Here is a 20,128-nt window from a genome sequence, read left to right on the forward strand (position 1 = left end):
GGCATCGCCGGCTTGCCCTTTGCTATAAAGAGGTTATTTTTAATCTTCGACAAGTTTTACTGATTGCTTCGATAGGTAAAAGCTATCTCATCGATTGGTCGTTTTACCCTTTATTCACCAACACATGGCCCCTATACTTGCGGCCGTCTTTTACATCAATCACTTACCAACTATTACAGGAGTAATTCATGGTCCTGGTAACTCGTCAAGCCCCTGACTTCACTGCAGCAGCCGTACTGGGCAACGGCGAAATCGTTGAAAATTTCAACCTGAAAAAACACCTGAACGGCAAACCAGCCGTCCTGTTTTTCTGGCCAATGGATTTCACCTTTGTATGCCCTTCAGAGCTGATCGCCTTCGATCACCGTTATGAAGAATTCCAGAAACGTGGCGTTGAAGTGGTCGGTGTCTCTTTCGATTCTGAATTCGTCCACAATGCATGGCGTAACACCCCTGTCGATAAAGGCGGCATTGGTGAAGTGAAATACGCAATGGTTGCCGACGTTAAGCGCGAAATTCAAAAAGCCTACGGCATTGAGCACCCGGAAGCCGGCGTTGCCCTGCGCGGTTCTTTCCTGATCGACGCCAACGGCGTTGTGCGCCACCAGGTGGTGAACGATCTGCCGCTGGGCCGCAACATCGATGAAATGCTGCGTATGGTCGACGCGCTGCAGTTCCACGAAGAGCACGGCGAAGTCTGCCCTGCACAGTGGGAAAAAGGCAAAGAAGGGATGGGCGCCTCTCCGGATGGCGTTGCTAAATACCTGTCTGAAAACGCCGCCAAGCTGTAATTCTCTGCGAATGTCAGCCGGCCGGCCAGCGGATCTCCGCTGGCCGTTTTTTTTTGCCCGCCAGCCGCACCTTGCTTTACTTCCTTGTTTTCTCTTTATTTTTTCCTCAATATTTTGCGTGTGTCCCATTCTGTGGTAACTATTATCACGCTGGTAAATTATTTATGGCATGTGAAAAACAACCAACACAATAAAAACTGACAGGGCAGGTAAGACTATGTTTTTACAAAAATGGGGCAAGCCGCTCACCATGGCGGCCATGCTGGTGAGCAGCAGCCTGTACGCCGCCTCGAACCCGGCGGTCGAAGCTCGCAACGGTATGGTGGTGACGTCGCAACATCTGGCTTCGCAGGTTGGCGTCGATATTCTCAAAATGGGTGGTAACGCCATCGATGCCGCCGTCGCCGTCGGCTATGCGCAGGCGGTGGTCAACCCGTGCTGCGGTAACATCGGCGGTGGCGGCTTTATGACCGTACACCTGGCGGACGGCACCGATACCTTTATCAACTTCCGTGAAACCGCGCCGGCTGGCGCCAGCGCCAACATGTATCTGGACGCCGACGGCAAGGTGAAAAAAGGCGCCAGCCTGTATGGCTACCTGGCGGCCGGCGTGCCGGGCACGGTGCTGGGGATGGAAACCGCGCGGCAGAAATACGGCAAACTGAGCCGCGAACAGGTCATGGCGCCAGCGATCAAACTGGCTCGCGAAGGGTTTATTCTGACGCGCGCCGATACTGACATTCTTGATACCACCGTCGCCCGCTTTAAGCAGGATCCCGAGGCGGCGCGGATTTTCCTGCGTAAAGACGGTTCGGCGCTGCAGCCGGGCGATCGTCTGGTGCAAACCGATCTTGCGCATACGCTAGAAGCGATCGCCAAAGCGGGCCCAGATGCGTTTTATCACGGCAAAATCCCGCAGGCAGTGGAAGCCGCGGCGAAAAAGGGCGGCGGCGTTCTGACGGCGGCCGACTTCGCCAACTATAAGGTCACCGAAACGGCGCCGATCACCTGTAGCTACCGCGGCTATAAGTTTGTTTCCTCGCCGCCGCCAAGCTCCGGCGGCGTTGCGCTGTGTGAAACGCTCAACATTCTTGAAGGTTACAACCTGCAAAGCATGGGCTTTAACTCGGCAGCGGCGATACACACCATGGCCGAAGCCATGCGCCACGCCTATATGGACCGCAATACCTACCTAGGCGATCCGGCGTTTATCAATAACCCGATCGATCGGCTGTTGAGTAAAAGCTACGCCGAACAGATCCGGGCGAAAATCGTTCCGGGCAAGGCAACACCTTCTGAAAACGTGCAGCCAGGAATGGAACCGCATGAAAAACCGGAAACCACCCACTATTCGATCGTCGATCATGAAGGCAACGCGGTTTCCACCACCTATACCGTCAACGGCCGCTTCGGCGCCGTGGTGATCGCCCCGGGCACCGGTTTCTTCCTCAATGATGAAATGGACGACTTCACCGTGAAGGTGGGCGAGAAAAACCTGTACGGACTGGTGCAAGGCACGGCTAATGCCATCGCCCCCGGTAAGCGCCCACTATCATCAATGAGCCCGACGTTGGTGACCAAGGATAATAAAATCTTTATGGTGCTCGGCTCACCGGGCGGTTCACGTATTATCACCATCACCCTGCAAACCGCGCTGAACGTGATCGATCACGATATGGCGCCGCAGGAGGCGGTAGATGCGCCGCGCATCCACCAGCAGTGGTTGCCGGATGAGGTGTATTACGAGCAGAGGGGCGTTTCCGCTGATTCGCTGAAAATCCTCAACGACATGGGCTACAAGATGGTGGAGCAAACCCCATGGGGCGCTGCGGAGCTGATTTTGGTCGGTCTGCCTGGCGCTGCAGGCGTAACGCCGGCCAACTCGGGCAACGATTCGGCGGTGTCCGGCAAGGTGCGTGAAGGCTATCTGTACGGCGCCAACGACGTCCGCCGCCCAGCCGGTTCTGCCATCGGGTATTAAGCCCTCGCCCTCACCCCCCCCCTCTCCCGCAGGGAGAGGGAGCAGAGCCCGCCCGGTATGTCCGTTGGGCAAGCTTCTTTATGCTTCAACCGCCCTCACCCCACCCCTCTCCCGCAGGGAGAGGGAGTAGAGCCCGCCCGGTATGTCCGTTGGGCAAGCTTCTTTATGCTTCAACCGCCCTCACCCTAGCCCTCTCCCGCAGGGAGAGGGGACAGAGCCTGCCCAGAAGGCCAGTTGATCAGCCAACACTGAATTTCGCGCCAGACGATATTTAGTCACCCTGCTCATCAACAACGCCGGGCTGCTCCCTCTCCCTGCGGGAGAGGGTTGGTGTGAGGGAGCACCACACCGCCACTGACTCCTCCGCCAACCGCAGCCGCACGCCCCCTTCTTCCGCCATTAGCAGGCTTTCGCCTTCTTCCTGCTGCCACGCACACGGCGTCAGCAACGGGCTGTACGGCAAAACCACCTCGCCGCCGCCATTGCGCTGCAACGCCACCAAAATGCGTTCCTGATGGTAAGCACGTACAAACACCAGCGTTTCACCGGCGGCGTACAGCACCTGGCAGCCGCCGCGGCGCAGGGCCTGGCTGCGTTTACGTAGCGCCGCCAGCCGTGGCACCTGCGCCAGTAAAACCGGATTCCAACGGCTTTCATCCCACGGGAATGGCTTGCGGCAGAAAGGATCGTTCGCGCCATCTAGGCCAATTTCATCGCCGTAATACAGGCAAGGGGCCCCTATCCAGCAAAACAGCCATGCCAACGCCATCTGCATGCGCGGTACATTGTGGCCAAGCAGCGTGATGAAACGGGCGGTATCGTGACTATCCAACTGATTAAACAGAATAAGCTGGCGCCCATGCGGCAAGCCGGCACGGTATTCATCCATCCAACTGGCGCAGGCGGCGGCATCGATCTGCACCGGATGGTGCGCCACATCCAAACCGGCCAAAAAGGCGCGTACCGGCAGAGCAAACCCCATGTAGTTCATCGCCGCATCTTCCACCCCGGCATGCAGCCAGCGGCGAGCATCGCCAAAGTGTTCACCCAGCACATAAGCCTGCGGGTTTTCCTGTTTGATCGCCTGATACATTCCGGCCAGATGGCGCAAGTTACCGGCCGCGCCGCCATTTTCGCCCAGCATATGCACCACATCCAGCCGCCAGCCGTCGATACTGTACGGCGGCCGCAGCCAGTGGCGCACCACGCTGTCTTCTCCCTGATAAATCACGCTGGCCACCTGCGGCGCGGCAAAGTTCAGCTTCGGCAGGCTGGTATGTCCTTTCCAACTGAGCGCCTGCCCGTCCGGGTAGAAATTAAACCAGCCCCGGTACGGGGAAGCCGGGTTATGGCAAGCGCCATCGTCATGAGTTTGGTAGCGATCAAACCACGGATGCGAATCGCCGGTGTGGTTAAACACCCCATCCAGCACCAGCTTCATACCCACCTTGCGAGTACTCACTCGCAAACGCAGTAAGGCCTCATTGCCGCCGAAGTACGGATCCACCTGGTAATAGTCTTCGGTATCGTATTTGTGCACGCTGGGGGCGGTGAAAATCGGGTTAAGATACAGCGCCGTCACCCCCAGGTGCCGCAGGTAAGGGAGCTTTTGGCGTATGCCGTCCAGATCACCGCCATAAAAGGTCGAGGCGGCATGGTTATCTTCCAGTGGATAGTGCCAATCGCGGCGGATCACATCGCTTGCCGCCGCATGATGGTAGTAACTGCCGTTCTGAATACCGTGGCTGCCGCCGCTGCTGGCGAAGCGATCGGGAAATATTTGGTAAAACACCTGATCGGCCACCCACGCCGGGCTGCTGTCCGGCACATCCAGCGCAAACTGCGCCAGTTGCCCCGGCGGCATGGTTGCCCATCCCAATGGGCCAAACCAACGTTGGCTATGCGCCCATACCAGCTTAAAGCAATAGCGGCGCGTTGCTTCCCCTTCGTTTAAGGTCAGGCGGGCCTGGTAACGCCAAAGCCCCCCGCTGGCCCGCGCTTTCATCGGCAGCAGCCATTCTTCATTATCCGGTTCTGCGCGCAAAAACACCCGTTCGGGCAGTTCCGCCCCCTGCAACCAGAGCGTGATGTACAGATTCTGCCCTTTCTGGGCCACAAATGGCGGGGCCGCGAGATGCCAGGCATTGAGCATGAGGTTTCTCCTGTGGTACGAAACAAAACGGGCGAATGATTTACAGTGCCACAGTGGATCGCATTCCCCCTCCTCTTTTACCGGCAATCACAGGGAGGAGCCAAGGGGTGGAGACAGGATGCGCTTTGCGGGTTACAAGCAGGCGGCGGTAAACAGGCAGGCATTAGAAATGCGCCGGCACAAGGCCGGCGCTTACGGGGTTACTCTTGCTGGGCGGCCGGTACGGCCTGTTTTTTCTGGCGATTAATCTTGATGTAATACCCGGCCAGCAGCAGCGCCACCCATACCAGGCCGGCGTACAACGAAACGCGGGTGGTCGGGAAGTAGCCAATCAGGCCGATGATAAACACCAGGAAAACGATCGCCACCGCCGAGGTCAACACACCGCCGCGCAGTGGAAACTCCAGCGCTTTAACCTGCTCCGGCTTCAGCTTGCGGCGAAACGCAATCTGCGAGCACAGGATCATGATCCACACCCACACGGTAGCGAAAGTGGCCAGGGAAGCAATCACCAAAAAGACGCTTTCCGGCATGATGTAGTTAAGGTAAACCGCCACCAACAGCGCGGCCATCATGACGACCACCGTCACCCACGGGATACCGCGTTTGGAAACCCGGCTGAAAATCTGCGGCGCATGGCCTTGTTCTGCCATACCGTGCAGCATACGGCCAACCCCGAACACATCGCTGTTAATTGCCGACAGCGAAGCGGTGATCACCACAAAGTTAAGGATGCCGGCCGCCACCGTGATGCCCATATGCTGGAAGGTCAGCACAAATGGGCTACCGTTGGTGCCCACCTGGTTCCACGGATAAATCGACATAATGACGAACAGCGTGCCCACATAGAACACCAGAATACGCCACGGTACGGAGTTGATGGCTTTCGGAATCGATTTTTTCGGATCTTTGGCTTCACCGGCGGTAATACCGATAATCTCGATGCCGCCATAGGCAAACATCACCAGTTGCAGCGACAGAATCGTCCCCATAATGCCGTTGCTGAAGAAGCCGCCGTTGGCCCACAGGTTGTGGATACCGGTTGGCTGCCCGCCGTTGCCGATGCCCCAGATGATGATGCCGATACCGGCAAGGATCATGATGATGATGGTGGCCACTTTGAAGAACGAGAACCAAAACTCCAGTTCACCAAAAACCTTCACGCTCATCAGGTTGATGCCGCCGAGAATCAGCACCACGCTCAACACCCAGATCCAATGCGGCACTTCGGGGAACCAGACGCCCATATAGATACCGAAGGCGGTTACGTCGGCAATCGCCACGATCAGGATTTCAAAACAGTAGGTCCAGCCGGTGATGTAGCCCGCCATCGGCCCCAGATAATCCTGCGCATAGCGTGAGAACGAACTGGCCTGCGGGTTATTGACCGACATCTCCCCCAGTGCGCGCATAATGATGAAGGCAACGATGCCGCCAATCAGATACGCCAGCAGCACGCTGGGGCCGGCCATTTTGATCGCGTCCGCCGAGCCGTAAAACAGACCGGTGCCAATCGCGGAACCAAGCGCCATAAAGCGAATATGGCGGGTGCTCAGGCCGCGTTTGAGCTTATTGATCGGTTGCTGTGTAGATGATTCCTGTTGCATACAAAAAAACCTGTTTTCTGCGAGCCGTTCCCAACCCATGGTGTTGCCGATTCAGCCCGTTGCGCCGGGAACAGCGCCGCGGGTCGGATAAATCAATGCCTATTGGGGCAGGCTCTAATACGCAAAAAAGCCACGGACGTGTCCGTGGCCCAAAACTCAGACCGGGGAGTTACTGATGCACCGTCACTTCAGCCCGTGAGCAGATACGGTCATAAATCGCGACCATAACCAGCATCAACAACGAAGGCGGCAACCAGGCCAGCCCTTGCTCAGCCAGCGGCAAATGGTTAGTCCAGGCCGGCAAGAACGGTTTGAAGTTAGACGCCTTGACGGCGTCAAGGATACCAAATAACAGGCTGACCAGCATAACCGGCGCCACAATACGCTTGGCGCTGTTCCACCAACGCAGGGTGAAGCTCATCAGCACCAGCACAATGCACGGCGGATAAATGGCGGTCAACACCGGAATCGAGATCTGGATCAGGTGGCTCAGCCCCAGGTTGGACACCACCATCGAGAACAGGCCCAGAATAAACACCAGCGTTTTATACGAGAACGGCAGATATTGCGCGAAAAATTCGGCACAAGCGCAGGTCAGGCCGACCGCCGTGACCATACAGGCAATGAAAATCAACGCCGCCAGGAAGGCGCTGCCCGGGCTGCCGAAGGTATGCTGCACATAGGCATGCAGGATCACCGCGCCGTTAGTGGCCTCCGGTACCAGCACACCACTGCCGGAACCCAGTTTAAACAGGCTCAGGTAAACCAGCGTCAGGCCAACACCGGCGATCAAACCGGCAAGGATGGTGTAACGGGTCAACAGGCCGGCATTTTTTACACCGCGAGAACGCGCAGCGTTAACGATAACGATGCCGAATACCAGCGCGCCCAGGGTATCCATCGTCAGATAGCCGTTGATAAAGCCGGAAGAGAACGGCACGCCTTCATAGGCTTCAATCGCAGGAATCGGGGTGCCCACCGGCCAGAACACCGCGGCAACGCCCAGGATACCCAGCGCGATGATTTTCAGCGGCGCCAGGAAACGGCCCACGGTATCAAGCAGGCGCCCAGGATAAAGCGAAATGGCGATCACCAGCGCAAAGTAGATCAGGCTATAGACCAGCAGTGGCGCGGCGCCTTCGCCGGTCAGCGGTGCAATACCCACTTCAAAGGAAACGGTGGCGGTACGCGGCGTGGCAAACAGCGGGCCGACGGCCAAATAGCACACGGTGGCCAGCACCAGGCCGGCCTTACGGCCAATCGGCGTGCTGAGCGCATCGATCCCGCCGCCCACGCGCGCCAGCGCGATCACGGTGATCACCGGTAGCCCGACCGCTGTCAGCAAGAAACCGAGTGCGGCAGTCCAAACGTGTTCGCCGGATTGCAAACCCACCATCGGCGGGAAAATAATATTCCCCGCGCCGACGAATAAGGCAAAGGTCATAAAGCCCAATGCCATGATGTCTTTTGACGTTAAACGATGACTCATAAGGTGTCGTGTTGCCTGTTAAATAAAAAATTGCCTGTTGTGTGGTGGCGAAACGCCCCACCCGGGTTGCCGGCTTGCCGCGCCATCGTCGTTGCCCGAAACCATAGAAAAAACGCACCCAGGTGGGGCTTTATTCCTTGAATAACGGTAACCACTGTTGATGATGGGCTGGACTTTAGAAGTTATAAAAATAGAGGATTAGTCCGACAACGGGGACTAAGTAAAACGTTTATAGCGCAGAAAGGCAAGGCGAGGATTATAAAGCAGAGCAATAAACCAGATAATATTTAACATCCAGTTGATCGTGCCGAACTTTATGAAATATACACTACATGATTTGTATTATTTTTGAGCAACAGCCTCACAAAATGTGAAACATCGCGCCGTTCACCGCGCAAAACACACAATTCCTTCGTTGTTTATGCGCGGTTCACTCTTGGGCCGGCCGCTAGCGCCAAACCTGCCCGGCAATATCCACCACGCTGCGCAGTTTATCCCACTGCTGCTGTTCGCTTAGGCTATTGCCCTCTTCCGTTGACGCAAACCCGCACTGCGTGCTGAGGCAAAGCTGCTTCAGATCGACATACTGCGCGGCTTCCGCAATGCGCGCTTTCACCACTTGCGGATCTTCCAGCTCGCCGGTTTTAGTGGTGATCAGGCCCAACACCACCTGCTGTTTGCCCGGCTTGATAAAGCGCAGCGGCTCAAAACCACCAGAACGTTCGTTGTCATATTCCAGGAAGAAGGCATCGATGTTCACTTCGCCGAACAGGATCTCAGCAACCGGTTCATAACCGCCTTCAGAGATCCAGGTGGAGCGGAAATTGCCGCGGCACACATGCAGCCCCACGGTCAGATCTTCCGGTTTGCCTTCCAGCGCCTTGTTCAGCACATCGGCATAGGTGCGCGCCAGCTGCGCCGGATCTTCGCCACGCTCACGGATCTGGCGTTTCTGATCTTCAGAACACAAATAGGCCCACACCGTGTCGTCCAACTGCAGATAGCGGCAACCGGCGTCGTAGAATGCCTTGATCACATCGCGATAGGTTTGCGCCAGATCGGCGAAATACTGGCCGAGATCCGGGTAAACCTGGTGGTCGATCGATTGGCGGCCGCCACGGAAATGCAGCACGCTCGGGCTTGGGATGGTCATTTTAGGCACCGCATCGCCGGCCACGCTCTTCAGAAAACGGAAATCGTCCAGCATCGGGTGCGAGCTGAACCCCAGCTTGCCGGTCACCTTGATGCCGCGCGCCGCGGTCTGCACGCCATTAAACTGGATGCCCTGTGTGGCCTGGTAGCCTTCCACGCCATCCAGCCCTTCCAGAAAATCAAAGTGCCACCAGGCGCGGCGGAACTCCCCGTCGGTCACGACCTTCAGGCCAATTTCCCGCTGCTTGGCGACAACGTAGCGGATCTGTTCGTCTTCAACGGCCCGCAATTGCGCCGCGTCAATCTCGCCGCGCTGAAATTGCTGGCGCGCCGCTTTCAACGGCGCAGGGCGCAACAGGCTGCCGACGACATCGGCATGGAATGCATGACTGGATTTGGACATGTCTGCTCCTGGTTAAATGCAGGCGGCACCGGCCGCCAGCCCAAATAGTTTACACGATGAATTATTACGCCGCGTTATTTTCAGACTTCTAGACGGCTAAATCTGTAGGAAAGCATCCTGTCATGCCGCATCAAAAGCAGCAATTGAGGAATTTTCATGTGTATTGAGGAAAATTCATGATCCCGATGCGCTCGGCGATAGCGTGCCGCGAGTGAGTGGTTGCAGCCCCAACGCGGCGCGCGTTTTGCGCAGCGTATCCGGCGGCAACGGCAGATAGCCATCATGGTTGATCAGGCTTTGCCCCTGGCTGGAGAGCACCCGGTCGAGAAACGCTGCGGTCAGCGGTTCCAGCGGCTGGTTGGGCGCTTTGTTGATATAGATATACAGGTAACGCGCCAGCGGGTAGCTGCCATTGCGCACGTTGTCTTCCGTTGGCGGAATATAATCATCACCGCGTTCGGCCAGCGGCAGCAGGCGCACGCCGCTGGCGCGAAAGCCAATGCTGGCGTAACCGATGCTGTTGAGCGAACCGGCCACCGCCTGCACCACGGAAGCCGAACCGGGCAACTCATTCACCCGCGCCATGAAATCACCGCCGCACAGGGCGCGTAATTTAAAGTAGCCATAGGTGCCGGAAGCGGAATTGCGCCCGAACCGCTGAATACTGCGTTGCACCCAATCCCCGGTCATGCCCAGTTGCCCCCAACGCTGCAACGGCGGTTGCTCGCTGCAGCGGCGGGTGGCGGAAAACAGCCGATCAAGCTGCGCCAGATTGAGCCCGCGCAGCGGGTTATCCTGGTGCACCAGCACCACCAGCGCATCGACAGCCACCGGCACCGCCAGCGGCGCATAACCATAACGGTGTTCAAACGCCGAAACTTCCGCCGCCTTCATCGGGCGGCTCATCGGGCCAAGCTGCGCCGCCCCGGCCGCCAGCGCCGTAGGGGCGGTGGAGGAGCCGGCGGCCTGAATCTGCAGGTTGACGTTCGGGTAGTGCTGGCTGAAATCCTGCCCCCACAACACCATCAGGTTAGCCAGCGTATCGGAACCGACGCTGGACAGGTTGCCCGACAGCATACCGTCGGGTTGCGCCAACAGACTGCGGCCAACCAACAACAAGCCAAGCAGCCCCCAGCGGGTAAATCGGATCATAGCGGGCCCATGCGTTAATGTTTCACCGCATTCTCTGATAAAGCCGCCGGCACAATCAACCGATTAGGCAGGGTGAAGATAAAACGGGTGCCGATACCGGGTTCGCTAAGCACTTCCAGCCGCGCATCGTGGTGGCTCAGGGCATGCTTGACGATCGCCAGCCCCAGCCCGCTGCCGCCGGTCTGGCGCGAACGAGCTTTGTCCACCCGGTAAAAACGTTCGGTCAAGCGCGGAATGTGCTCGGCGGCGATGCCGGGCCCATCGTCGCTCACCTGGAACTCGGCGCCGTGCGGGGTTTGCTGCCAGCTCACTTCGATATGGGTACCCGACGGCGTATGGTTGACCGCGTTATACACCAGGTTGGAAACGGCGCTGCGCAACTGATCTTCGTTGCCAAACACGCTCAACTGTTCATTCACCCGGAAGTTTATCTCGTGGTTGCCGTGGCTTAGCGACTGCGCCTCACGCTGCAATACGCGCAGCAACAGCGGCATATCGACTTTCTCGTGCATATCCACCAGCGGCGCCGCTTCAATACGCGACAGGGTCAACAATTGTTTGACCAGGCCATCCATCCGCTTGGTCTGTTCCTGCATGGTGGCCAGCGCTTTGCCGCGCATCGAGCCGCCCGGCTCGGCGTCGCTCATCATTTCCAGATAGCCCTGCAGCACCGTCAGCGGCGTACGCAACTCATGGCTGACGTTGGCGAAGAAGTTGCGCCGCGTGCCTTCCAACTGGCGCATCTGGGTGACGTCGCGCGCCACCATCAGCAGTTGCCCTTCGGCGTAGGGCATCACGCGGAACTCCACGTAATGCTCGTTATTCAATTGCAACGTCAATGGTTTACTGAATTCCTGCTGCTGCAGATAGTGGGTGAACTCCGGGTAGCGCAGCAGGTTAAGGATGTGCTGGCCGCTATCTTCGGGCCAGCGGAAGCCCAGCAAATGCTGCGCCAGGCCGTTACACCAGAAGATATTGCCCTCTTCCGTGGTCATCACCAGTGCATCCGGCAGCGATTCGGCCCCACTACGAAAGCGTTTGATCAGCAGCGCCAGTTCGCGCCGGCGGCGGCGATTGCGCTGCTGCATTTGATACAGGCCATAAAACAGCGGTTCCCAGCTCCAGCGGCCGGGCGGCGGCGTCATGCTGCGATCCACCCACAGCCAGTGGGAAAGTTTGAGTTGGTTAGAGTAGTTCCAGACCAGCGCCGCCAGTACGGCAATCAACAATAGCCAGGGCAAATAGCCGACGATCAAACCCAACAGCAAGGCGGGAAGACAAAAAAGGGCCAGCTCCAGCGCCAGCCGCTTCCAGGATAGGTTTTCTAGCACGCTATGTTCTCCTGTGCGTTACCAATGAGTCTAGTAGCGCGTTGAGAACCGATAGCCAGTACCGCGAACGGTTTGAACCATTTTGTCATGACCACTGCTCTCCAGCGCCTTACGCAGCCGGCGGATATGCACGTCAACGGTGCGGTCTTCTACATACACGTTAGTGCCCCAGACATGATTAAGCAATTGTTCACGGCTATAAACACGTTCGGGATGAGTCATGAAAAAGTGTAGCAGCTTGAATTCGGTCGGGCCCATATCCAGAGCCAGCTCATTGGCCATAACACGGTGCGATGAGGGATCCAGGCTCAGCCCTTGCATTTCGATCATATCATCCACCGCCATCGGGGAGATACGGCGCATAACCGCTTTGATGCGCGCCACCAGCTCTTTCGGTGAAAACGGCTTGGTGATGTAGTCATCAGCCCCCACCTCCAGGCCCCGCACCCGGTCTTCCTCTTCCCCGCGGGCGGTCAGCATCATCACAGGAATATCGCGGGTCAGCGCTTCGCGCTTCATATGTTTGATAAATTGGATACCGGAGCCGCCGGGCAACATCCAGTCAAGTAACACTAAATCAGGGAACGGCTCAGACAGGCGCGTCACGGCGCTGTCATAATCCTCGGCTTCCAACGGTTGGTAACCATTTTGCTCCAACACAAAGCACACCATCTCGCGGATCGGCGCTTCGTCTTCCACCACCAATATGCGTCTTGCCATCGTCAATCCTGCTAATGTGTTAACGTTCTGTGAGGCCGCGTGCCATCATTTTGCAGTTGCGCATAAACGCCACCGGCAGCCACGTAGCATAAATTCAGCCTTGTTTGCGGGCGCCATTATGCGTCAGTTTTATGACAGATTTATGAAACAAATCGCCATAGCAACCGCATTGCGGGGTCAGGATAAGCATAGCGATTATTACAATTTACACAGAAATATCATACTTCTGCCCTATTCCTCTTATAATCACCGCCAGGATGATATCGCCACGGGAGAGCCGCATGCGCCTGATTCACACGTCTGATTGGCACTTGGGCCAGTTTTTTTTCACCAAAACCCGCGCCGCGGAGCACCAGGCTTTTCTGCACTGGCTGATCGCCCAGGTGGAACAACAGCAGGTGGATGCGTTGATCGTCGCCGGCGATCTGTTCGACAGCGGCTCGCCCCCCAGCTATGCGCGCGAGCTGTACAACCGCTTCGTGGTCGAGCTGCAGCGCACCGGCTGCCAGTTGGTGGTATTAGGCGGCAACCATGATTCCGTGGCGACGCTTAATGAATCGCGCGAGCTGCTTTCCTGCCTGAATACCACCGTGGTGGCCAACGCACAGGCCGATCCGGCGCGGCAGATCGTGGTACTACACCAGCGGGACGGCCGCCCCGGCGCGGTGCTGTGCGCCATCCCCTTCCTGCGCCCGCGCGATCTGCTCACCAGCCAGGCGGGGGAATCCGGCGCGCAAAAACAGCTCGCCCTGCAAGACGCCATTACCCACCACTACCAGGCGCTGTACCAGGCCGCCTGCGACCGCCGCACCGAATTGGGCGTTCCGCTGCCGATCGTCGCCACCGGGCACCTGACCACCGTCGGCGTCACCACCTCCGACTCGGTGCGCGACATTTATATCGGCACGCTGGATGCCTTCCCGGCCCAGCACTTCCCGGCGGCGGATTATATCGCCCTGGGCCATATTCACCGGGCGCAAACGGTAGCCAAGAGCGAACACATCCGTTACAGCGGCTCGCCGATCCCGCTCAGCTTTGATGAGCTAGGCACGGGCAAAAGCGTCTACCTGGTGGACTTCGCCGACGGCCAGTTGCAACAGGTGACGCCGCTGGCGATCCCGAGCTTCCAGCCGATGCAGCTGATTAAAGGCGATTTGCAGCAGATCGAGCAGCAGTTGCAGCCGTTCGCCGATTATCTGGGGGAACTGCCGGTATGGCTGGATATTGAGGTGGCAACCCAGGATTACCTCAGCGATATTCAGCGGCGCATTCAGCAAATGACGGAAGCGCTGCCGGTGGAAGTGCTGCTGCTGCGCCGTAGCAAGGAGCAGCGTCGGTTGGCGATCGCCCAGCAGGACAAAGAAACGCTGAACGAATTGAGCGTCGACGAGGTCTTTGAACGGCGGCTGGCGCTGGAGCCGGAAATGGATGAATCGCGCCAACAACGTATCCGCCTGCTGTTTCAGCAGACGGTGGCCAGCCTGGCGCAGCCCGATGAGGAGCCTTCCGCATGAAAATCCTGAGCCTGCGTTTAAAAAACCTTAACTCGCTGCAGGGTGAGTGGAAAATCGATTTTAGCGCCGAGCCGTTCGCCAGCAACGGGCTGTTCGCCATCACCGGGCCGACCGGGGCCGGCAAAACCACGCTGCTGGACGCCATTTGCCTGGCGTTATACCACCAGACGCCGCGCCTGCACGTCTCCCCCAGCCAAAACGAACTGATGACGCGCCACACCGCCGAATCGCTGGCCGAAGTGGAGTTTGAAGTGAAAGGTATCGGCTACCGCGCCTTCTGGAGCCAGCGCCGCGCCAAAAACCAGGCGGAAGGCAACCTGCAGGCGCCGAAGGTTGAACTGGCGCTGCTGGCGGACGGCAAAATCATCGCCGACAAAGTGCGCGACAAGCTGGATTTGATCGCCACCATCACCGGGCTGGACTTCGGCCGCTTCACCAAATCCATGATGTTGTCACAGGGGCAATTTGCCGCCTTTTTGAATGCCGACGCCAACGATCGCGCCGAACTGCTGGAAGAGCTGACCGGCACCGAAATTTACGGCCGGCTGTCCGAACAGGTGTTTGAGCGCCACAAACAGGCACGCATCGATTTAGACGCCCTGCACCAGCGCGCCAGCGGCATTGAACTGCTGAACGACGAACAGCGCCTGGCGCTCGAAAACCAGCGCGCCGAACTGGGCGAGCAAGAAGCCGCCCTTAGCCAACAAACGCAGCGCCAGCAGTTGGCGTTGAACTGGCTACAGCAGTGGCGGCAGGCGCAGCAGCAGCAACAAACTGCCCAGGCCCGGCTGGCGGCCGTGCAGCAGGAACTCCGCCAGGCCGAACCGCAATTGCAACGCCTGGCGCGCAGCGTACCAGCGGAAAAATTGCGCCCCTTAATGGATCAACGCGCGCGCTGCCGCCAGGAAGCGGCGGCAATGCAGCAGCACATCGCACAGCTTACGCAGCAACAGCAACAGCAGTTGGCACAGCTTGCGCCACTGCAACAGGCGTTGGAAAAAGCCCGCGCCGAACAGCAAGCGCATGCCGCGCATCAGCAGCAGCAAGTCACACTGATTGACGAACAGGTGGTGCCGCTCGACGGCCGTATCGCCCTACTGCAGCAAACCCTGACGGAAACGCAGCAGGCCTGCGACACTCAGGCGCAACAGTGCAGCCAACAGCAGCAACAGTTAACGCAGCTTGATGCTGAACGCGCCCGATTGGCGGCGCAGACCGAACAATATCAGGCCAAACAAGCACAGCTTGCAAGCGCGCTGGCACAGCAGCAACAGCAGCAGCAGGCGCTGGAAGCCGCCTCCCCGCTGGCCGCGCTGCGCCAGCATCAGGCCAGGTTGGCCGAGCAGCGCCCCACCCGCCAGCGCTTATACACGCTCGCCTCTCTGGCGCGGCAAATCGCCCAGCGCCTGGAACCGCAACGGCAGGAATTCAGCGAACGCCAAACCCAGCTTGCCAAGCTACAACAACAGCTCGAGCTGGCCCGCCAGCAGTTCAAACAACACCGGGCGCTTGAACAGGAGGTGGAAAAGCGGTGGGAACTGGAAAAACGCATCGTCAGCCTGGAAGCCGAGCGCGCGCATTTGCAAAGCGGCGAGCCGTGCCCGCTGTGCGGCGCCACCCAGCACCCGGCAATTGCGCAGTACCAGGCGGCTAAACCTTCGGAAACCGAACGGCGCCTGCTGGAAATGCGCCAAACCACCGAAGATTTGCAACGCCAGGGCACCGAGCTGCGCACCCGCAGCGAAAGCCTGCAAGAACAGCAGCAGCGCCTGCAGCAGGCCATTGCACAGGACGAACGGCAGCAGGCGGAACATGCCAACGATTGGCAAGCCCTCAGCGCGCCGTTGGATCTGGGCTTCGGCCTGCATGACGGCACACAGCTGGAAGCCTGGCTGGCAAGCTGCGAAGCCGAGGAACGCCAGTGTCAGCACCAGTTGCAACAGCACGAACAGGCGCTCCAGGCAGTGCAGCAGGCCAAAGACGCGCTGGCGGCGTTGCAACAGGAACAGCAGCGCAGCCAACAGCAACAGTTGTTGCTGGACGAACGCCGCAGCCAGTTGGAGAAGAACCTCATTGAGGCACAAAGCCAGCAGCAACGCCTGCAGCAGCAATGTCAGGAAAGCACGCGAGCGCTGGGCGAACTGCATGCACAACGCCGGGCGCTGTTTGGCGAACAGCAGGTCGCACAGGTGCGCGAGCAGTTGCGCCGCCGCCAGGCGTTGTGCGAACAAACCAGCAGCCAGGCGGCGGAGCGATTACAGCAGGCCCAGGCGCAAAGCGATCGCCTGGCCGGGCAGCTTGCCGAATTGGAAAAACAGCAACGGCAATGGGCCGAGCGTCTGCAACAGGCTGAACAACACTGGCAGCAAGCGCTGGCGGCCAGCGAGTTTGATGATGAAGCGGCATTTACCGCCGCCTTGCTGGATGACGCACAGCGCCAACAGCTACAACAGTTGAAAGAAAGGCTGCAGCAACAGCAGGCCGAGGCCCAGGCGCTGCTGGCGCAAGCCCAGCAAACGCTGGAACAGCATGCGCAAACCCGGCCGCAAGACATGGATGAAGCCAATGCCGACGCCGGCGCGTTAGCCGAGGCATTGGCGGATCTGGGGCAACGGTTGAAAACGCTGCAGCAGCGCCAGGGCGAAGTGCAAAGCCAGTTGGCAAGCGACGCCGCACGGCGCATCAGCCAACAGGCGCTGTTTGAGCAGATCGCCCAAAGCCAGCAGTATTGCGACGACTGGAGCTACCTCAACCAGCTTATCGGCTCGAAAGAAGGCGACAAGTTCCGCAAGTTCGCCCAAGGGCTGACGCTCGATCATCTGGTGTATCTGGCCAACCTGCAGTTGGCCAGGTTGCACGGCCGCTATCTGCTGCAGCGTAAAACCAGCGATGCGCTGGAGCTGCAGGTGATGGATACCTGGCAAGCGGATGCGGTGCGCGATACCCGCACGCTGTCGGGCGGTGAGAGCTTTCTGGTCAGCCTGGCGCTGGCGCTGGCGTTGTCCGATTTGGTCAGCCACAAGACCAGCATCGATTCGCTGTTTCTGGATGAAGGCTTCGGCACGCTGGATGCCGAAACGCTGGATACCGCGCTGGACGCCCTCGACAGTTTGAATGCATCCGGGAAAACCATTGGCGTGATCAGCCACGTCGAGGCAATGAAGGAGCGCATTCCGGTGCAGATAAAGGTGAAAAAGATCAATGGGCTGGGAGTCAGCAAACTCGAGAGCCAGTTCCGGGTGGCGTAATACCTATCAAACCATTGGTTTTGACACGATTAAAGGCCATTCAATGGGTGAGTGGAGCACATATGCAGGAGCCGCGCCCCTCGGGCGCGGGCTACGTTGTTACAAAAAACGACTGTGTTATCGCCACCAAAACCCTTCCAGAACCCGACAAAGAACGTTGCTTAAACAGTAATCTACCGACGCGGATCTCAACGGCAGTTGCCTTAATCACCCCGCGTTTATCTGCAACAATTGCACATGGCACCGCTGGCGTGATAACGGGCTTTGAACACAAAGACGGCACCACGACTTATTTGCGAAACACAGCCTAAGGTGTTATCCCCATCATATTAATTTCTTCCATGTGCCGCTTGTTGAGATTTATTTCACACTGAGCTATAAATGATTGGTAATCATAGGCATCTTCGTTAATTTCTGTTGCTACAGCAAGGCATAATCTTTCCCTATACTTCCTCCACTGGTTTTGCGCGTCTAAAAAACGTTTGCTGTAAACATCCCCTGATGTTTCATCTGAATCATTTTTACCATTAAAAGAACCCATATTATTGGCCTTAATTCTTTTATTTGTTTCAGCAATGAAATTTTCCATCTTTAATTCACTCTGCTTTTTTTTCTGTTGAAGGCATTTTTCTTGTTGCCTTGGTTCAGCGTGCTCGGTAAAACATGCTTTTGCCTCTGGGCCCTCATACAATACAGCTGAGGCCACCAGAGGAAAACAAGAAAAAAAAACAAAGAAACTTAAAAAATTTTTTTTCATTTTAAATATCTCAATCTTTGGCGATGGTTTTCAAATCTCATATAATACATATCACTTTTAATATGTAAACTTAGTTCTTTTCTGCCGGCAATGGCTGCTTGAAAAAGCCCACGAGCGTCATGTACTCCTTGATAAAAAATATCAATAATTACATCCTTTACATTTGAGTCAAGCTTCTCCCATGATGGAGCATTAGGTATAGTACGAGATACTCTTCTGTAAAGGTTCTTCACTTCTCCCAATTTTATTCCGTAAGCTATTTCAAATAATCTAATCTGCTGTAAGTGAGTGATTTCACCAACCAATGCCCCATATGCCTTCACAAAACTATGGGCCTGACGTCCAATAAGGCCTGCAGCCTTAGAGCAAATTCTCGCCTTATATTCTTCAATTGCCGCCTGCCTAAAATGTGTCAAAATTTCCCCAGCACTACGATCCTTCATATCGTAGCCGCGTCCAATTGTTACGCCCGATAATCCAGCAGGCCAGTGAAGAACACGCGAGAAGTTTTTTAAGCTCTTCGGCTGGTTGAATGGCTCTGGGCCGTTTAAATAATCTACCCCTTCAGCATCAAAGGTGACCTGCCCTTCACGAACGTGAAGTGGGCCGGTATCACGCGGCCGCCAGTGTGGGGCCATAGCCTGGCTGAACATAGTGAAAAACCACGTTTCCTGGGGATGCATCAGGCCGGAGGGCGACATATTCAGTAAGCGCTGATACCAGATAATCGCCGCTTTGGTTTCCGGGTCACAATGGCCGGTAACGCGGAGGTTGTTACCGCGAATGTTGTTGTAACCAGCGTTGATCATCATCTTCTGTAGCGTTTTTACCTCTTCCGGAGTATTGGCGCCAAAGACGCCAATAGACCCAGTGGGGCGAAATACACAGGGTGGGTGGTATGACACGATGTATGGCTCCTTTCTGACAACCGCGCCACTGGGCGCAGTATGTATTCCATTACATTTCGCAGTTTTCTTTGGTATTCCGGCCAGTAGATACTTCCTGCCATTTTTATATTACTTACAGAAATCCCAGTCAAGCCGATAAGCAATATTACCCGGCTATGCACCGCATAATATGCCCTAACACTTTCTATGATGAATTCTATTTTTAGCAGAAGCTGTTACCTGCTTCTATTAATTATACTGTTCATTGCTGAAATATATGGGGCCATACTCTAAATAATTTAAGTTACAGGAAGACAGCGCCGCAGCGAGTCCCCGAGAGTTTACTCAGGTAATTGATGAGGTGAGTGACAAATCTGCCGGGTATGGAACCGAAAGTGCAGATCTTACTGGTGGTTGATGGGCCGTTGCCACTAAGCTGTAACGGTTCGCACCATCCGTGGCCGATTGCCCCTGGCAACGGTGCCTTGCTCGGCAACCCAAGATGCGCGCTAAACGTCACCCCCCCAATCTATCGCCACCGGGCAATCTAACCACCGGTTTCGACACAATCAAAGACAATATCATTGGTGAGTGGAGCACGGGTATTAAAGCCATTGAAGGCGCCGAACGGCGGAACGTAGCATAGGCGAAACCGCCAGGACGGCGGTTTCAGGCGAGACAGGCAGGGACGCCTGCTACGCCTTCCGTTAATGCGAAGTGACACAGTGAGGGCAGCCGCACAGCGGCCGCCTGATATGGCGCAGGCGCGGGTCGTTAGGGCTGATGGTTCCCCACAAAAATGCAGACAGGCATAGCAGGATATGATCTACTTCGTGCGCCAACAAAAAGTAAAGGACCCCGCTATGCCTGTTACACAAGTCTGCCAGAAATTTCTTCAGAAATCTCTCTCAAATACCCATGCCTATCGTCGTGACGCCTTAATC

Annotated in this window: 15 protein-coding genes; 6 read left to right on the top strand and 9 right to left on the bottom strand. The window is 56.9% G+C overall.

The window, feature by feature from the left end; translation table 11 throughout:
- The first annotated feature begins 188 nt into the window (after positions 1-188).
- Positions 189-791, top strand: coding sequence for a peroxiredoxin C (locus AC559G_RS24635; protein ID WP_095845634.1), 603 nt, complete (start codon positions 189-191; stop codon positions 789-791).
- Between the two features lie 217 nt (positions 792-1,008).
- Positions 1,009-2,772, top strand: coding sequence for a gamma-glutamyltransferase family protein (gene ggt, locus AC559G_RS24640; RefSeq protein WP_498915286.1), 1,764 nt, complete (start codon positions 1,009-1,011; stop codon positions 2,770-2,772).
- A gap of 271 nt (positions 2,773-3,043) precedes the next feature.
- Here ggt and malZ read toward each other — a convergent pair whose 3' ends face one another.
- The 7 genes from malZ to phoB form a co-directional block, all read right to left on the bottom strand.
- Entirely contained in the window at positions 3,044-4,924 is a 1,881-nt protein-coding gene (gene malZ / locus AC559G_RS24645; protein ID WP_498915288.1) for an alpha-glycosidase, read from the bottom strand.
- A gap of 200 nt (positions 4,925-5,124) precedes the next feature.
- Positions 5,125-6,531 (bottom strand): proline-specific permease ProY, encoded by a 1,407-nt coding sequence (proY, locus tag AC559G_RS24650; RefSeq protein WP_438597423.1) that lies wholly within the window; start codon positions 6,529-6,531, stop codon positions 5,125-5,127.
- 169 nt (positions 6,532-6,700) lie between these two features.
- A complete protein-coding gene (gene brnQ / locus AC559G_RS24655) occupies positions 6,701-8,020 on the bottom strand; it encodes a branched-chain amino acid transport system II carrier protein (RefSeq protein ID WP_438597422.1) in 1,320 nt (439 codons plus the stop codon).
- Between the two features lie 448 nt (positions 8,021-8,468).
- Positions 8,469-9,575, bottom strand: a complete 1,107-nt coding sequence (locus AC559G_RS24660; protein ID WP_438597421.1) for a cobalamin-independent methionine synthase II family protein — start codon at positions 9,573-9,575, stop codon at positions 8,469-8,471.
- 174 nt (positions 9,576-9,749) lie between these two features.
- Complete coding sequence (locus AC559G_RS24665; protein WP_498915291.1) at positions 9,750-10,727, bottom strand: PstS family phosphate ABC transporter substrate-binding protein; 978 nt, start codon at positions 10,725-10,727, stop codon at positions 9,750-9,752.
- Between the two features lie 14 nt (positions 10,728-10,741).
- Entirely contained in the window at positions 10,742-12,058 is a 1,317-nt protein-coding gene (gene phoR, locus AC559G_RS24670; RefSeq protein WP_498915293.1) for a phosphate regulon sensor histidine kinase PhoR, read from the bottom strand.
- A gap of 30 nt (positions 12,059-12,088) precedes the next feature.
- A complete protein-coding gene (gene phoB / locus AC559G_RS24675) occupies positions 12,089-12,778 on the bottom strand; it encodes a phosphate response regulator transcription factor PhoB (RefSeq protein ID WP_095845642.1) in 690 nt (229 codons plus the stop codon).
- A 281-nt stretch (positions 12,779-13,059) separates the two neighbouring features.
- On the opposite strand from phoB, the gene sbcD reads away from it, so the two are divergent.
- The 3 genes from sbcD to AC559G_RS24690 all read left to right on the top strand — a co-directional run bounded on the left by sbcD (position 13,060) and on the right by AC559G_RS24690 (position 17,851).
- Positions 13,060-14,292, top strand: coding sequence for an exonuclease SbcCD subunit D (gene sbcD, locus AC559G_RS24680; RefSeq protein WP_498915294.1), 1,233 nt, complete (start codon positions 13,060-13,062; stop codon positions 14,290-14,292).
- Entirely contained in the window at positions 14,289-17,540 is a 3,252-nt protein-coding gene (gene sbcC / locus AC559G_RS24685; protein ID WP_498915296.1) for an exonuclease subunit SbcC, read from the top strand. Before sbcD ends, sbcC begins: the two co-directional genes overlap by 4 nt.
- Before the next feature lie 62 nt (positions 17,541-17,602).
- Positions 17,603-17,851 carry a hypothetical protein gene (locus tag AC559G_RS24690; protein ID WP_498915298.1) on the top strand — a complete coding sequence of 83 codons (249 nt, stop codon included), beginning with the start codon at positions 17,603-17,605 and terminating at the stop codon, positions 17,849-17,851.
- Here the strand turns inward: AC559G_RS24690 and AC559G_RS24695 are convergent.
- Together AC559G_RS24695 and AC559G_RS24700 are read right to left on the bottom strand one after the other, a co-directional pair.
- A complete protein-coding gene (locus AC559G_RS24695) occupies positions 17,848-18,297 on the bottom strand; it encodes a lysozyme inhibitor LprI family protein (RefSeq protein WP_498915300.1) in 450 nt (149 codons plus the stop codon). The genes AC559G_RS24690 and AC559G_RS24695 overlap by 4 nt on opposite strands.
- A complete protein-coding gene (locus AC559G_RS24700) occupies positions 18,294-19,202 on the bottom strand; it encodes a DUF8812 domain-containing protein (protein ID WP_498915302.1) in 909 nt (302 codons plus the stop codon). Before AC559G_RS24700 ends, AC559G_RS24695 begins: the two co-directional genes overlap by 4 nt.
- A gap of 347 nt (positions 19,203-19,549) precedes the next feature.
- On the opposite strand from AC559G_RS24700, the gene AC559G_RS24705 reads away from it, so the two are divergent.
- Positions 19,550-19,735 (top strand): hypothetical protein, encoded by a 186-nt coding sequence (locus tag AC559G_RS24705; protein ID WP_498915304.1) that lies wholly within the window; start codon positions 19,550-19,552, stop codon positions 19,733-19,735.
- The last annotated feature ends 393 nt before the right edge of the window (positions 19,736-20,128 follow it).

This window comes from Gibbsiella greigii (genome assembly GCF_039540155.1).
Lineage (GTDB): Bacteria > Pseudomonadota > Gammaproteobacteria > Enterobacterales > Enterobacteriaceae > Gibbsiella > Gibbsiella quercinecans.

What these genes read in the sequence shown, in the direction of transcription:
- ggt (WP_498915286.1), top strand. Translation starts at nt 1,009, where the DNA reads ATGTTTTTACAAAAATGGGGCAAGCCGCTCACCATGGCGGCCATGCTG.
- AC559G_RS24635 (WP_095845634.1), top strand. Translation starts at nt 189, where the DNA reads ATGGTCCTGGTAACTCGTCAAGCCCCTGACTTCACTGCAGCAGCCGTA.
- AC559G_RS24695 (WP_498915300.1), bottom strand. Translation starts at nt 18,297, where the DNA reads ATGAAAAAAAATTTTTTAAGTTTCTTTGTTTTTTTTTCTTGTTTTCCT.
- proY (WP_438597423.1), bottom strand. Translation starts at nt 6,531, where the DNA reads ATGCAACAGGAATCATCTACACAGCAACCGATCAATAAGCTCAAACGC.
- AC559G_RS24660 (WP_438597421.1), bottom strand. Translation starts at nt 9,575, where the DNA reads ATGTCCAAATCCAGTCATGCATTCCATGCCGATGTCGTCGGCAGCCTG.
- sbcD (WP_498915294.1), top strand. Translation starts at nt 13,060, where the DNA reads ATGCGCCTGATTCACACGTCTGATTGGCACTTGGGCCAGTTTTTTTTC.
- sbcC (WP_498915296.1), top strand. Translation starts at nt 14,289, where the DNA reads ATGAAAATCCTGAGCCTGCGTTTAAAAAACCTTAACTCGCTGCAGGGT.
- AC559G_RS24690 (WP_498915298.1), top strand. Translation starts at nt 17,603, where the DNA reads ATGCAGGAGCCGCGCCCCTCGGGCGCGGGCTACGTTGTTACAAAAAAC.
- brnQ (WP_438597422.1), bottom strand. Translation starts at nt 8,020, where the DNA reads ATGAGTCATCGTTTAACGTCAAAAGACATCATGGCATTGGGCTTTATG.
- AC559G_RS24665 (WP_498915291.1), bottom strand. Translation starts at nt 10,727, where the DNA reads ATGATCCGATTTACCCGCTGGGGGCTGCTTGGCTTGTTGTTGGTTGGC.
- malZ (WP_498915288.1), bottom strand. Translation starts at nt 4,924, where the DNA reads ATGCTCAATGCCTGGCATCTCGCGGCCCCGCCATTTGTGGCCCAGAAA.
- phoB (WP_095845642.1), bottom strand. Translation starts at nt 12,778, where the DNA reads ATGGCAAGACGCATATTGGTGGTGGAAGACGAAGCGCCGATCCGCGAG.